The organism is Cohnella soli (genome assembly GCF_042655525.1).
Lineage (GTDB): Bacteria > Bacillota > Bacilli > Paenibacillales > Paenibacillaceae > Cohnella > Cohnella soli.
In genome coordinates this window covers 846,634-861,724 of sequence record NZ_JBHSMI010000067.1, presented here as the reverse complement: position 1 = coordinate 861,724, position 15,091 = coordinate 846,634, and the positions used below count along the sequence as shown (strand labels likewise).

13 protein-coding genes are annotated in these 15,091 nt (G+C 49.7%); 11 read left to right on the top strand and 2 right to left on the bottom strand.

The window, feature by feature from the left end; all coding sequences use genetic code 11:
• The first annotated feature begins 18 nt into the window (after window positions 1–18).
• Together ACFPOF_RS33025 and ACFPOF_RS33020 are read left to right on the top strand one after the other, a co-directional pair.
• On the top strand, window positions 19–1,173 hold the full coding sequence (locus ACFPOF_RS33025; RefSeq protein ID WP_378140368.1) for a Gfo/Idh/MocA family protein: 1,155 nt from the start codon (window positions 19–21) through the stop codon (window positions 1,171–1,173).
• An 84-nt stretch (window positions 1,174–1,257) separates the two neighbouring features.
• Window positions 1,258–2,193, top strand: coding sequence for a fumarylacetoacetate hydrolase family protein (locus ACFPOF_RS33020; RefSeq protein WP_378140366.1), 936 nt, complete (start codon window positions 1,258–1,260; stop codon window positions 2,191–2,193).
• A gap of 69 nt (window positions 2,194–2,262) precedes the next feature.
• Here the strand turns inward: ACFPOF_RS33020 and ACFPOF_RS33015 are convergent, their stop codons facing one another.
• Entirely contained in the window at window positions 2,263–2,754 is a 492-nt protein-coding gene (locus ACFPOF_RS33015) for a hypothetical protein (RefSeq protein ID WP_378140364.1), read from the bottom strand.
• Window positions 2,755–2,816: 62 nt separating this feature from the next.
• Window positions 2,817–3,431 (bottom strand): deaminase domain-containing protein, encoded by a 615-nt coding sequence (locus ACFPOF_RS33010; protein WP_378140363.1) that lies wholly within the window; start codon window positions 3,429–3,431, stop codon window positions 2,817–2,819.
• 350 nt (window positions 3,432–3,781) lie between these two features.
• Between ACFPOF_RS33010 and ACFPOF_RS33005 the strand changes: the two genes are divergently transcribed.
• The 9 genes from ACFPOF_RS33005 to ACFPOF_RS32965 all read left to right on the top strand — a co-directional run bounded on the left by ACFPOF_RS33005 (window position 3,782) and on the right by ACFPOF_RS32965 (window position 14,842).
• Complete coding sequence (locus ACFPOF_RS33005) at window positions 3,782–5,095, top strand: sugar ABC transporter substrate-binding protein (RefSeq protein ID WP_378140361.1); 1,314 nt, start codon at window positions 3,782–3,784, stop codon at window positions 5,093–5,095.
• A 12-nt stretch (window positions 5,096–5,107) separates the two neighbouring features.
• The gene (locus ACFPOF_RS33000) at window positions 5,108–6,424 is read left to right on the top strand and encodes a sugar ABC transporter permease (protein WP_378140359.1); all 1,317 of its coding nucleotides are present in this window, start codon (window positions 5,108–5,110) and stop codon (window positions 6,422–6,424) included.
• The gene (locus ACFPOF_RS32995) at window positions 6,424–7,257 is read left to right on the top strand and encodes a sugar ABC transporter permease (protein ID WP_378140357.1); all 834 of its coding nucleotides are present in this window, start codon (window positions 6,424–6,426) and stop codon (window positions 7,255–7,257) included. The genes ACFPOF_RS33000 and ACFPOF_RS32995 overlap by 1 nt, the downstream gene beginning before the upstream one ends.
• 41 nt (window positions 7,258–7,298) lie before the next feature.
• The gene (locus ACFPOF_RS32990; protein ID WP_378140355.1) at window positions 7,299–9,050 is read left to right on the top strand and encodes a glycoside hydrolase family 13 protein; all 1,752 of its coding nucleotides are present in this window, start codon (window positions 7,299–7,301) and stop codon (window positions 9,048–9,050) included.
• Between the two features lie 60 nt (window positions 9,051–9,110).
• Window positions 9,111–10,034 (top strand): LacI family DNA-binding transcriptional regulator, encoded by a 924-nt coding sequence (locus ACFPOF_RS32985; protein ID WP_378140353.1) that lies wholly within the window; start codon window positions 9,111–9,113, stop codon window positions 10,032–10,034.
• A gap of 25 nt (window positions 10,035–10,059) precedes the next feature.
• Window positions 10,060–11,412 (top strand): alpha/beta hydrolase, encoded by a 1,353-nt coding sequence (locus ACFPOF_RS32980; protein ID WP_378140351.1) that lies wholly within the window; start codon window positions 10,060–10,062, stop codon window positions 11,410–11,412.
• Complete coding sequence (locus ACFPOF_RS32975) at window positions 11,409–12,470, top strand: alpha/beta hydrolase (protein WP_378140350.1); 1,062 nt, start codon at window positions 11,409–11,411, stop codon at window positions 12,468–12,470. Before ACFPOF_RS32980 ends, ACFPOF_RS32975 begins: the two co-directional genes overlap by 4 nt.
• 250 nt (window positions 12,471–12,720) lie before the next feature.
• Complete coding sequence (locus ACFPOF_RS32970; RefSeq protein ID WP_378140349.1) at window positions 12,721–13,686, top strand: AraC family transcriptional regulator; 966 nt, start codon at window positions 12,721–12,723, stop codon at window positions 13,684–13,686.
• 19 nt (window positions 13,687–13,705) lie between these two features.
• Complete coding sequence (locus ACFPOF_RS32965; protein WP_378140347.1) at window positions 13,706–14,842, top strand: glycosyltransferase WbsX family protein; 1,137 nt, start codon at window positions 13,706–13,708, stop codon at window positions 14,840–14,842.
• Window positions 14,843–15,091: the final 249 nt, after the last annotated feature.

The window sequence follows — 15,091 nt, the reverse complement described above, 5'->3', positions numbered from 1 at the left end:
CTAAGGAGAAAAGTTTATATGAAAAAGATTAAAGTAGGCATATCTGGGGCGAGAGGGCTAAGCACGATGATCGGTTTTAAGGCTTGCCCGGAGGTTGAAGTTGTTGCCCTGTGCGACCTGGACGAATCGCTGCTCACGGAAGCGGCGCAGAGATTCGATATTCCGAACACATATCGTATATACGACGATATGCTTGAATCAGATCTGGATGCCGTTGTCGTCTCGACCCCGATGCAGTTGCATGTACCCCAGACGCTGGCCGCTCTTGATGCCGGGAAGCATGTCATGAGTGAAGTAACCGCCGGCGTGACGATGGATGAGTTATGGTGGCTCAAAGAGAGTGTGGAGAAGTCCAACCTTGTATATATGATGTCGGAAAACTACTGCTACATTCCGGAAATTCAATTAATCAACAACATGGTTGAGATGGGGATGTTCGGAGAATTGTACTTCGGAGAAGGCGAATATTTACACGATCTGAAAAGTCTTACGAAAGGCTACAATCGTCCGGACACATCAGGTGGTCAAAGTGAGAAAACGTCGTGGAGAAAATATTGGCAACTTGGCAAACGCGGAGCGTTCTATCCAACCCACAGCCTTGGGCCTGTGATGAAGTGGTTTAAAGGCGACCGAATTGAAAGTATATCGTGTTTTGGGGCCGGTTGGCATACTTCGCCTCAATACAGGCAGGAGGATACAACGCTTACGATATGTCGTCTGGCCAGCGGTAAGCTGATCAAGATTCGTATCGATTGCATCTCCAATCGGCCTCACAACATGTCTTATTATTCCTTGCAAGGAACCAAAGGCTGCTTCGAAGCACCGAGAGGCTTGGGGGATCGGCACAAGGTGTGTTTTACGGACTCATCAGATGACAAAGACAATCTTGAGTGGAAGCCATTGGAGGACTATTATCACTTGCTGCCCGACCGTTATAAACAGGCTTCTGACGAGCAACGGGCGGCCGGTCACTGGGGCGGCGATTATTTCATTGTACGGGATTTCGTCGATGCGATCATCAAGGGAACTAAGCCTTACGTCGATGTCTATGAAGCGTGCGAATGGACCGCGGTCGGACTGTTGTCAGAACTCTCTGCTATGAACGGTGGAAAAGCGATGCAGATGCCGGATTTCAGGAGCCGTTTATATTCGGAACAGATTATTACTATATAGTGAGGGCCATTCGATCTGAGAGTTCAAATTCATTCGACAGCCTGCTTCATACGATTATCTAACATTCGAGGGGACGGAGCGATTTTGAAAATAGTTTCAATCGTCAGGGAGGGGAAATACGTGCTCGGCGTCAAGACAGAAGCCGGCATCATCGATATCGCGGCCGCGTTAATCAAGCATCCGCAGAGCGGTGTTGCGACTGACGTCATGGATATCATCGAAAACGGAGATGAAACGCTAGCGGCATTGGAAATGTATGTCCGCAATTTGCCTGCTGGTGGCGGCGATTACTTGTTGAACGAAGATAAGCTAGAATGGGGACCTTGCGTTACCAGTCCGAAAAAAATCATCTGCATCGGGCTCAACTACAGGAAACATGCGGAAGAGACGAATTTGCCGATCCCGGAGTATCCGATTTTGTTCAACAAGTTCCATAACACGCTTACTGGTCACAAAGCGGATATCTCCATACCAAAGGAGACGCGAGAACTCGATTACGAAGCCGAACTAGTGATCGTCATCGGTAAAAAAGCGAAAGGCGTTTCTAAAGCACAAGCGCTCGATTACGTATTCGGTTACGCTGCGGTTAACGACTTGTCGGCACGAGACCTGCAAATGCGTACGCAGCAATGGATGTTAGGGAAATGCTGCGATGATTTCAGTCCGCTCGGCCCGTACCTTGTCACGGCAGACGAAGTGGGCGACCCGAACGCTCTTGCGATCAAATCGATCGTCAACGGGGAATTGCGCCAGAACTCCAACACGTCGGACATGATATTCCGCTGCGATGAAATCGTCAGCTATATTTCGCAATATATGACGCTAGTGCCGGGAGACATTATATTGACGGGCACACCGGAAGGAGTCGTGCTCGGCCTTCCGCCGGAGCAGCGTGTTTATCTCAAGCACGGGGACGAAGTCACGATCGAGATCGAGAAGCTGGGCCGTCTGACGAACAGGTTTGTTGTAGAAAAAAAAAATGTAGGAAATCGATATATCGCCCGAGTAACAAAAACATGAAATATTGCATCAAGTTTTTTGATAAAAAGTGTGGAACTACTAGAACAGTCTCGATGATGCATAGTTGGATCATCGAGACCGGTCCGTTGTTTTAGGCATGTCTAGCAATTTCAAGTTTAACGACTTAAACCTGTCGCTCATATTTCGTGGTAACAAAGGCTCTAACTCTTCAATAAGCTTACGGATGTAAGTTTGGATATGTGGAGTTGTTTCCTCATTATTGGAGGAGTCTAATCGAAGTATTTGGTCTTTAGAAATTTTGTTAAACCAGTTCAACAACGGATTTTCGTGGGAACCACGCTTTTCTTGGATGATGTGTTCCGTAATGCTTTTTTTGACCTGCATATACTCCTCGGGTCTGTCTTGCTTTAAAAGTGTAAAAGCACAAGAAGCCAACAAAATATACCGAGTCTTAGCACTCTCGGTATACATCAAATACAGCTCGTCAATTGTGCGGTCGATAGATTGGGTGTAATGCGCAGATACTTTCAAATAATCATTTATGATCGAATAAGTTATGGTAATTAGTTCTTCGTCACTGAACAACTTTTCTAATTTCATGTTCGCTTCTTCTTTTTCCATGCTCATTATTAAGTTTTGGTTTATCTCCATAGGATCGTAGATTAATACCTCCAGTTATATTTCGAGGGTACGGAGACGTAATTCAATTGATTATAAAAAATTGTAATTTCTGAAAGGGGGTATCTATCTATGAACTGTTGGAAAACAAGCTCGCAATTTAAGCAAGGCTCCTTGTGCGTGTAAATATACGCGCTAACGTTTGCTATACCGTGCGTGAACATATAATCACTCATGTTTTCTATTATTTTACTTTCGCTATCATGAAACCGCGGAAATGCCTCTTCCGTACGAATACCCCTTGACCGATCGACGTTAATGTACTTGAACACAAATGGAGAGGTATAGTATAAGTCTTGAACCATTTTCAACCATTTCTCTTTTATAGCTGTAGGGGCACCGCTTCTTGCAATGTGGTCTTTAAATGAGCGAAATTGATTCTCGTCTTTTATTCTGGTCGAGGAGTAATAGTACTTTTCCAAGGTATCCGTTTTTAGTAACCCTACCGCATAATTGCCGCTCAGATGTTTAAGCAATGCTTTTTCTTGAAAGAAGTTTTCCTTCTTGAACGTACAAAGCATATCCTTCCAGTCCAAATACTTCCTCTTGAGAATTATCCCTTCATTGCTACTCTTATAATGTTTCACGTGAACCTTCATCGTTTACTCCTAATAAATATAAGATGTTTACATAATTTATTTTACTTGCCGAAAAGAATGGTTACAAACATTATCTATTCGTTTACTGTTGAAAACTGCTATGAGGCTAGCTTCATGTGTGGATACATTTCGGCTGCCGCTGCTGTTTCGTTTATCGCATCAGTCTAATACTTTGCACTCATGATAATATCGGCTCATGCCAGTGCTCCTTTTATTTCCATTGACTTCGAGTTAACATACACGTTATCATATGGGCAAATAACAACTTAAACGTATAAGTACTTAAACGTATAAGTTACAAAACGTTGAGTAATAATACGTTTATTCCAACTCACAAGGGGGATTCGAATATGAAGTCCAAGCGTATGTTTACCGTCATCGTTCTCGCCATTCTTTGCACGATTTCAGTGTTAACCGCATGCGGCAAGAAAGCCGATACCGGTGCGACCCCGTCTGCAACGCAAAGTCAGGGCAATCAGCAGGAGGAGACACCCAAGCCTAATCCGGGAGAATTGAAGCCGGAGGACGGCGCACAGCTGCTTATTTGGGAATCCAAAGGCCCGGAATTGGATTATTTGAAAGCGGTCGCAGAGCAGTTTGAGAAGGAGTATGGAGTAAAAGTTAAGGTAGATGCGGTTCCAGCGATCGATTCCGTGAAGAAGCTGACAACGGACGGGCCGGCCGGAATCGGCGCAGACGTATTCTCTGCCCCGCACGATCAGTTGGGCAATGCCGTTATGGCGGGGCTCGTGCTGCAAAACGATGTGTACGACGAGAAGGCGAAAAGCGAATTTATGGAATCTGCTATCCAGGGGATCAGTAACCAAGGTACGTTATATGGATTTCCGACGGCTATTGATACGTACGCCTTGTTTTACAACAAAAGCCTCATGCCGACGGCTCCGAAGACGTATGAGGACATTGTCAAGTTCGCGGCAACGTACAACGATCCGAAAAACAAGAAGTTCGCGTTTATGTGGAACGTCGGCCAGTTGTACCAATCGTATTCGTTTCTTGCCGGTTACGGAGGATATATATTCGGGAACAATGGCAGCGATCCGAACGATATCGGATTAAACAAGGACAAATCGGTCGAAGGCGCCAAATATTTGCAATCGCTTAAACAAATACTTCCGGTAAACACAAACGACATCAACGACAATATCATTACGGGATTTTTCCAGGAAGGGAAGACGGCAGCCGTCATTAACGGACCTTGGCTACAGGCGAGCTTGACCGACGTAAACTTCGAATACGGCGTCGCGCCGTTGCCGCTGCTGCCGAACGGACAGCATCCGATCAGCTTCTCGGGCATCAGGGGGTTGTACGTGAATTCGTACACGAAATACCCGAACGCAGCCAAATTGTTTGCGAGCTACGCGACGAACAAGACCAATCTGATCAAACGATTCGAGATGACGAAACAGCTTCCGCCTAGAAAAGATTTGATGGAGGACCCGATCATCACGAAAGACGCGAAAGCTGCCGCGTTCCTGGAGCAAGCGAAGTATTCCACCCCGATGCCGTCCATTCCGGAAATGGGCAACGTGTGGGTACCGGCAGGCACTGCGCTCGCTACCTTATGGAACGACAAGCAAGATCCTGCCACCGCGTTGAATAGCGCAGTCGATCAAATCAAAACAGCAACCAAGACGACGAAATAAGGCGGTTTGCGTATGTACTCCAATCATGGTGCTCTGCGATACCGAACGAAAGCCGCGGTATGTTCCGCGGTCTTCATCGGACTAGGCCAGCTATACAATAGGCAGTATGTCAAAGGCCTGTTGTTCATGATGATGACGCAGTTGTTTTTCTGGACCTATTACCCGATCGCTTACAAAGGCATCTTAGGTCTGCTTACGCTGGGGGAAACGCCAACCCGAATTGTCGGCGGTAAAGTCTTACAAGGAGATCATTCCATTTTTCTGCTCGTTAACGGTCTCATCACGCTAGCCATCATCCTGCTGTTTGTGGGCTTCTACGCATTCAATATCGTCGACGCGCGCAAAAACGGGGAGCTTCGTGACGAAGGAGCCCGCGTTCCGGGTATGCTCGATTCGTTCAGAAAAGCGAAATTCCGGCAACTGCCTTATTTATTGCTGTTGCCGGCAGTCGGTTTCGCGCTGTTCGTTACCGTCATCCCGCTCGTGTTCAATGTGCTCATCGCATTCACGAATTACTCGGCTCCGGCGCACATTCCGGATCGGTCGCTCGTGGACTGGGTCGGTCTCCGGACGTTTGCTGATTTGTTTACCCAAGAGGCATGGCGGTCAACCTTCTTCGGAATAGCCGTTTGGAATATCGTCTGGGCGGCGGCTGCGACCGGTACCACTTTCTTCGGCGGCCTGCTGCTGGCGATGATGGTGAATCATCCGGGCATCCGGTTCAAGCGTTTCTGGAGAACGGTATTTATCCTGCCGTGGGCGGTGCCGCAATTTATTGCGATTCTGACTTTCCGGGTGCTGCTCAACGGATCGTTTGGCCCCATCAACGATTTGCTTGCGAAGCTGGGTATCTCGCCGGTACCGTGGCTGTCCGATCCGACGATGGCGAAAATATCGATCATGCTCGTCAACTTATGGTTCTCGACTCCGTTTCTGATGGCGCTCATGTCGGGCGTATTAACGACGCTGCCTAAAGATCTATATGAAGCTGCCGAGGTGGACGGAGCCACCGGGCGAAACAAGTTTTTCGGCATTACGTTGCCGCTTGTGCTGACGGCGACCGCGCCGATTCTCATCATGCAGTTTGCTTTTAACTTCAATAACTTCAACTTGATTTATTTGCTGACGGACGGGCAACCGAATAATCCTGATTATTATTACGCGGGCAGCACCGATATTTTGATTTCGTGGATATTCAAGATGACGTTGAACCAGAGCCAGTTCAACATGGCATCGGCAGTATCCATCCTGATGTTTTTGTTCATCGCGGCTTTTTCCTTATGGAATTACAGGCGAATGAAGTCAACACGAGAAGAGGATTTGGTCTGATGTCCAAGCTGAATCATAAACTGGTCGTCATCGGTATTTATGCGGTATTCGTCGTTTTGCTGGTCGCCATCTTCTATCCGATCCTTTGGGTTGTCGGCACATCGCTGAATCCGGGCACGTCGCTGTTGGTTAGCAATATGTTTCCCGCCGATCCGACGACCGATCATTACGCCGAGCTCATAAGGAATACCGATTTCATGCTGTGGTACTGGAACACAATCAAGATAGCAACCGTCAACGCCGTATTGTCGACAGCTTTGGTATCGTTGACGGCATATGCCTTTTCCCGATTTCGGTTCGTCGGCAGGAAACAAGGCTTGATGGTGCTGCTCGTTTTGCAAATGTTCCCGGGATTCTTGTCCATTATGGCGATTTTCGTGCTGCTGTTGCAGTTAAAGATGCTCGACACGCATCTCGGCATTATTCTGGTGTATGCCGGAGGAGCGGTTTCGATGGGGACTTGGGTTATGAAAGGCCACTTCGATACGATCCCTCGCAGTCTGGAGGAAGCGGCCTTTCTGGACGGAGCAACCCATAAGGACATTTTTTTCAAAATCATTTTACCGTTGTCGATGCCTGCCGTAACTTTCGTGGCACTGAACAGCTTTATTACGCCGTTCATGGATTTTATTTTGCCGCAAATTATATTAAGATCGTCCGACAAGATGACGCTGGCGCAAGGACTGTACAATATGGTCGCCAATGAAACGAACTCCAGCTTTACGTTATTCGCCGCCGGTGCTGTCCTCGTAGCGCTGCCGATTACGCTTCTTTATATGTTTTTTCAAAAGTTTTTGGTTGGCGGACTTGCGTCGGGTGCGGATAAAGGCTGACGGGAGCTCGCAATAGAGAGAGTGGATGGAGGGAGAGCACCATGCTGATTGAAGCGATTTATCACCGTTCCGCGGACAGCTATTGTTACGCTTACGACGACCGTACCATTCATATTCGGTTGCGCGCCAAGAAAGGCGATCTGCAAACCGTAACCGTGCTGCACGGGGATAAGTACGACTGGAACAACACGGCCTCGGAAAAGCAAATGCGGATCATGGCGTCCGACGAGCTGTTCGATTATTGGCAAGCGGAGCTGACTCCGCCGCATTTCAGGCTTCGGTATGCATTCGAGCTTCATTCGGGGGAGCGGAAGCTGTGGTATACGGAGCAAGGCTTTACGGAGCGTAAACCGCAAAACCCGTTGACCTTCTTCGATTATCCGTTTATATGGTCGAGCGAAGTGTTGAAGCCGCCGGCTTGGGTTAAAGAAGCGGTGTTCTATCAAATATTTACCGAACGTTTCGCGAACGGCGACTTGTCGAACGATCCTGAGGAGGTTCGCTCTTGGGATGAGGACAATCCGGGACCGCACGATTATTACGGCGGGGATTTGCAAGGGGTGCTGGATCGGATCGACTATATTCAGTCGCTTGGCGTGAATGCCATATACTTTACGCCGCTATTCGAAGCGAACACCAATCACAAATACGATACGACCGATTATTACCGGATCGATCCGCATTTTGGCGACGTCAGCTTGTTGAAAAAGCTTGTTCAAGCCTTTCATGAGCGGGGGATACGCGTTGTCCTCGACGCCGTGTTCAATCATAGCGGCAAAGGGTTCGCTCCTTTCCGCGATGTGCTGGAGAAGGGGAGGGAATCGGCTTATTGGGACTGGTTCCTGATGAGGGACGAACCGATTGCGGACGGGGCTGTGCCGCCTTATCATTGCTTTGCTTTCGAAGCGCATATGCCCAAGCTGAACACGGCCAATCCGGAAGTGAGGAGATATTTGCTTGACGTCGCTCAATTTTGGGTCAAGGAATGCGATATCGACGGCTGGAGGCTGGATGTGGCGAACGAGGTCGACCACGATTTCTGGCGCGAGTTCCGCAAAACCTTAAAATCCCTAAAGCCCAACTTTTATATTTTGGGCGAAATTTGGCACGACGCGATGCCATGGTTGCGCGGAGATCAGTTCGATGCGGTGATGAATTACCCGGCCGCTGAGGCAGTCCTTCAGTTCTGCGCGCAAGACGCCATCGATGCGGAGACTTTAGCTTCTCAAATCGGCCGGATTGTGGCCAGCTATCCTCAGCAAGTGAACGAAGCGGCGTTTAATATTATCGGGAGCCACGATACGCCAAGGGTGCTTACCGTTGCTCAAGACGTACGCAAGGTCATGCAAGCCGCGTTGCTTCAATTTATATTACCGGGAGCGCCGTGCATCTACTACGGAGACGAGATCGGAATGACGGGCGGCGCCGACCCCGATTGCCGGAAACCGATGGTGTGGGACGAAGCGCGCCAGGATGCGGAACTGCTCGACTTCTACCGTCGGCTCATTGCATTGCGCAAGAAACATCCCGCCCTGCAGAAAGGCTCTTTCGAATTCGTGTATGCGCAAGGCCACCAGCTTGTCGTGCGAAGATCGCATGCCGGCGAACTCGTGTATGTTTGTTTTAATCATGAAGACACCGAGAAATCGATCTCGTTCACTGTGGAGTCGGCGACATCTTTCGTGACGATCGGCGGCAACGGTACTTCCCGAATGGCAGACGAAACGACGATGACCGTTACCTTTCCCGGGTTCGGTTGGCTCGTATTAATAGGGGGCTCTGCGAGCGCTTGACAAACGATATGGCGTATGATTAAATCTCCTGAAACGTTTAAGCGAGGGCGGATGGTAAAGATGAAAAAAGCGACAATCAAAGATATCGCGAAAGCGGCGGACGTATCGATCGCGACCGTTTCCTATATTTTGAACGATGTTAAGACTCAGTCGATTTCCGATGAAACTCGCGTTAAGGTGCTGAAAATCGCTCAGCAGCTTCACTATGTCACGAACCGCAGCGCCCGCTCTTTAAAGCTTCAGAAGACCGGATTGATCGGCATATTATTGTTCCGCGATATAGCTCCTCAGCCGTGGTCCGATTTAAAATACGTCAAAACGTTGTATACGCTCGAACGGTTATGCGGAGAGCTTGGATACCATGTCATTTTTATGCAGGTTGACGGCGACGCTCCATCCTATGACATGATCCGCGAGCGAAATCTGGACGGCGTCTTTCTGATTAACGTAGATCAGGAGAGATTTTCGAGCGTGACCCGGTTTTTCGGTTTCGGGATTCCTGTCTTTGTCATTGACAGCCATATCGAGGATTCGTTGTTTCATAAAATTATGCCCGACTTCGAGAGCAGCTTCCGGGCAGCGGGAGCTCTGCTCGGCACTGCCCCGGAATTTCTTGTCATGGATGCCTACAACAATGCGAAGCTGGGCGATACCGTCAAACAGCTGTCCGGATTGGATGAAGAGCGGATTTACGTGTACGAGAGTAAAGAAGGATTGGAAGATTTTCTACGCAAGTATACAGACTGCAAGGGACTTGTCATGAATGAGTTTCTGGCGAATGAAGTTATGCGGAACCGCGGAACGCTGGAGCGGATTGCGGTACTCTGTACGAGCCATTGCCCGGATATTTTGCCGATTGGCGTTGCGAAGCTGTCGTATGAATTGAACGATTATAAGCCGGTGGTGGGCATGATGAACGGCAACATTCAAGATGCGGATTACAGCAATCGCGAGAAATTCATTTATTTGTCCGTTACATCGTGACTCCCCGGGTAGGAGGAGAAGACTGGTGGATGCGTCGCGATTCATTGCAATCAAAAATTTTCATTCTAATCTATTAAACAACGATCGAGATATGTTTATCTATTTGCCCCTTAGTTATGCAAGCGAAGCCGATAAAAGATATCCGGTTCTGTATATGCATGACGGGCAGCATGTCTTCTTGCAAGATCGGACGGGCGAGTCGTGGGACGTTCATCTCGCCGTCGATCGGTTGGTCGCGGAAGGAAAAATGCGGGAAATCATCGTCGTGGCCGTCGCCCATGTGGAGGACGCAAGAATCGCCGAATATATGCATGCGAATCCGGATGGGTACAACGCGTTCGGCATGAAGAACCAGGGGGAGCTCTACGAGCAATTTCTGCTGCAGGAAGTTAAGCCGTTTATCGATAAGGAGTATCGGACTTTGCCGGACAAGGCGAATACCGCTCTGATGGGATCGTCTGCCGGAGGGCTCGTATCGTACAATATCGGCTTTCGTCATCCGGAGACGTTCGGCATGATCGGCGCGTTGTGCCCGTTTTTTGTCAGCGTGGATTCAGCCACTTTAGGTGAACAATGGCTAAGCCGGGTGTACAAAGAGAAGGCAGAGCTGAAAATATGGATGGATGTTGGCGATTCCGAAGGCTATACCGTCATGGAGAAGCACGTTCGCCAAGTTGCGGACAGCCTCGTCCAGGCAGGCTTTAAGACGGGAGAGGACTTGATGTTTCACGTGGCGATCGGCTCCGGTCATTCTCAGAACGATTGGGCCGCCAGAGTCCATGCACCGCTTCTCTATTTCTTCGGCGAGATCGGTACGCCGATACGAATTGAATTGCACGGCCCTGAAGCCGTTGGCCTGGAAGGACAGCGATGCTCGCTAAATGCAGTCGTGCACTATGACAGCGGTTTTGTGATGACGGATTTGAACGCCCGTTACGTGGTGGCCGATCCGGAGATGATCGAGGCCCGCGCAGATGGAAAGCTGCTGCCCAAGAAGACTGGCATAACGACGATTACCTATATCGGATATGATTTGACAGCCAGATTTGATGTTGAAGTCGTACCTTACGTTTCCGAGATGGTGACGATGGAGATGTACGTGAAAGTGCCGGACAACACGCCGCAGACGGATAGACTGTATGCGGGAATCGAGCTGCCGCCCGTACAAGAGAGACTGTTCGGCGGTACGTTCGAGGTGCCGAGGGACGTCGCTTTTATGTTCCGCATATCCCGCGGACTTGGCAAACACGAGACCGATGGGAAGGGGCGCGAAGTTCCGTACCGAAGCTTTAAAGCCGCGGACGGATTGCGTTTGTATTACGAAGTAGAGAATTGGATAGATACGGCGGACGAACGCTTAGCGGAGGGGTTGCGATGACAAACCGATCCAGTATTTTGCGAATCGAAAACTTTTACTCCGTCAGTTTGAACAACCGCAGAGATTTATTCGTCTATTTGCCGCCAAGTTACGGACAGGATACGGCCAGACGTTATCCGGTGTTATATATGCACGATGGGCAAAACATTTTTCACCCGGCCTTCAACGGTTACTCCTGGAACGTGCATGAAACAGTCGATCGGTTGGTCGCCCTTGGCCGGATGGAAGAAATCATCGTCGTCGGCATCGCGAACATGGGGATGGAGCGGGCTGACGAGTTTACTCATGACTTGGAAGGCGTACTGTACCGATCGGATAAAGTGCGTATCCAGCCGAAAGGCGATCTGTACGAATCCTTCGTCATCGAAGAAGTGAAAGCCTATATCGATGCTGTGTTTCGGACGTTGTCCGGCCCGGAGCATACGGCACTGATGGGATCGTCGCGAGGAGGACAGGTCACCTACCATATCGGGTTCCGGCGTCCGGATATTTTCGGCAAGCTGGCGATCGTGTCGCCGTATTTCTACTGCGTAGACCCCGTGAGCGGTACGGAAGCGCCCCAACTGCACGTCTTTCGGCAGAAGCCTCCGTTGTCCAACATCTGGATCGATCTCGGCGCCCGCGAAGGCACTTTAGTGATGGAGAAACATGTGCGCGGAGTTGCGGAGCAACTGCTCGATTTGGGTTACGCCGCTGATGTCCAGCTAGCGTATTATTGCGATCCCGAGGCCGAACACGTGGAGAAAGACTGGGCAGCAAGACTGGCTTCTCCTCTCGTCCATATGTTTGGGAACAGGGGAGAGGTCCAGTCGTTGACTTTACTCGGCTACGAGGAAGTAAATCTTGCAGGGCCCGCATGCCGCCTGAATCCGATTGCGGCTTATGGAGACGGGGTTGCCATAACGGTCTTGAGACCGTCTTATACGGTAGATGACAGTTCGGTGTTGGATGTTCGCGTGGATGGCACGATTGTACCCCGTCAAATAGGGAAGACAGCAGTCACGGTCGAATACGAGGGTTTTAAGGCAACCGCTATTGTCCGTATAACCGGCGAATAGCTTAATCAATAGAACGATAAAGGGGGCTGTCTTGGGACAGCCCCCTTTGGTTATGACAACTCTAGATGAAGTTAGTTTGCCCACTGGGGGAGACTCCATCTATACACCTTGGGAGCATTCAATAGTCTATAATAGATAGTCAAAAGCGTAAAAAAGCACCCAAGACAGCCGTTTTGACCAACTATTTTCCGATTATAAAGGTTTATGATATTTGTAGTCGCTAGCGGCGATACCTACGGAGGTACGATCCATGAACGAGCAACGGGTCAGAAAAATCGATTTCATGAACCTGGCACCTTATGTTCGCTATATTCACGAGCACAATTCGCAGTCAGAGAGCGGTGGACCTTCAAGATCAGGGTATCGCGTGCCTCCAAGAGTCATCTATGATTACGAGCTCATATATGTGACCAAAGGAGGCTGTTTGTACAATATCGAAGGCGTGGAGTATTTGCTCAGACCGGGCGATCTGCACTTCATGCGACCGCACGTCAAGCACCACTGCTATGACCCGGACGGAAATACGTTTCAGTATTATGCCGTTCATTTTGACCTTGCTTACATGGGGGAGCCGCTGGATTTCGACCCAGGTGTCTATACGGATGTGGATTACCTTCATATCGACCATGTGCCGGTTAACGAAAAGCTGGTGGAAAGGCCGGTTATCGAGCTTGCGGAAATCGATTTCCCGTATGTGATCCATTCGTCGGAGCCGCACGTTTACTTGTCGCTTTATCGCGAGCTTCTGACGGTATTCCAGACGAAGCCTTACGGCTGTCATCTTATTATGAGGGCAATCATGCTTCGCATTCTGCATCAGATGGTCAAGGACATGTCCACCGAAGAAGGGGTCAAGAAGAGCCACCCCCAAGGCGATAAAGCGATCGAAGCGATCCAGTACATGTACGGCCATATGCATGAGGATATCGAAATTAACGATATTGCGCAGTCCGTCTTTCTGTCCCCGAATTATTTCCGGACCCTGTTCAAGCAGGCAACGGGGAAAACGCCCTTGGAATATTTGACGATGCTGCGGATCGACAAGGCCAAGCAGCTAATGGCTGAAGGCAAATACACGATTAATGAGATTTCCGGTATGGTCGGATATCAGGACCGGCATCATTTCAGCAAAGTGTTCAAGAAGGCTGAAGGGCTGTCGCCTCGGAATTACCTCATCTCGCTGCCGATTTCCGATGGCGGAGACAACTTACTTTAACATCATAGGAGGATTATTGATGAGTAAACCTTACGAAGTGGCCGTCTATTATTTTCCCAACTATCATCTCGAGCCCCGTAATGAAGAGTGGCACGGCGAAGGCTGGACGGAATGGAATCTGGTAAAGGCAGCGACTCCCCGCTTTCCCGGCCATCAGCAGCCGAAGGTTCCGCTATGGGGATACCAGGACGAAGCGGATCCGCGGGTGTCCGAACAGCAAATCGCGGCCGCGGCCGATCACGGCATTACCGCCTTCATCTACGATTGGTATTGGTATGAAGGCAAGCCGTTTCTACAGCGCGCGCTCGAGGAAGGTTTCCTGAACGCCGCCAACAACGATCGCTTGAAATTTTCCTTGATGTGGGCGAACCACGATTGGGTCAATATTTTTCCGCTCAAGAGATCGACCGATATTACGTTGCTAACCCCGGGTCCGACACCGCTGGAGTCATTCGTCAAAGCGACGGATTATATGATCGAGAAGTATTTCAGCCATCCTTCCTATTGGCGTCTCGACGGCAAGCTCTATTTCTCGATCTATGATTTGGGCAGTCTGATTTCGGGATTGGGCGGCGTGGAGAGCACGAGGGCCGCGTTGGACGATTTCCGGGAGCGGGTGCGTAAGGCAGGGCTAGGCGAGTTGAACCTCAATGTCATCGTATGGGGCTTGCAAATTCTGCCGACCGAGGTCAAGGTGCTGGAGCCGAAGAAGATGGTGGAGGAGCTTGGGTTTGATACCGCTACTTCTTACGTCTGGGTGCATCATGTCGAGCTCGACGGCTATCCGACGGTTTCCTATCCGGAATACGCACAGAAGTCGTTCGAGTATTGGGATACGCTGCAAAGCGAACACAGCTTGCCGTATTACCCGAACGTATCGATGGGCTGGGATTCTACACCGCGGACGGTTCAGTCGGATACGCTTGCGAATATTGGCTACCCCTACACTCCCGTTCTAGTGGACAACACGCCGGAGGAGTTTAAGAAAGCGCTGCTGGCCGTGAAAGACTATCTGGACCGCAGCAGTCTGCCGACACCCATGTTCACGGTGAATTCCTGGAACGAATGGACGGAAGGCAGTTATCTGGAGCCGGATACGGTCAATGGAATGGGTTATTTGGAAGCGATTCGCGACGTGTTCGGCCCACGGCCGTAAGATAATGAGATTTCTCCCGGGAACTTGTTTCAGGAAGGGGGTCAATTTCTTCCATACAGCTTCTGGTTTGCTGCTGAATTCGAACGCAGCAACGGCTACGATCTCCGGAATTATTTGCCCTGCCTTTTCCGGAATTCGGTCATGAGAGGGCTTCCTTTGGATGCGCAAATAGTGCGGTACGCCCCCCCGCCCAAAGGTGGGGTATTATTTCAAGTAAGTTTAACGACAAAATCATTTGAGGAGTTTACG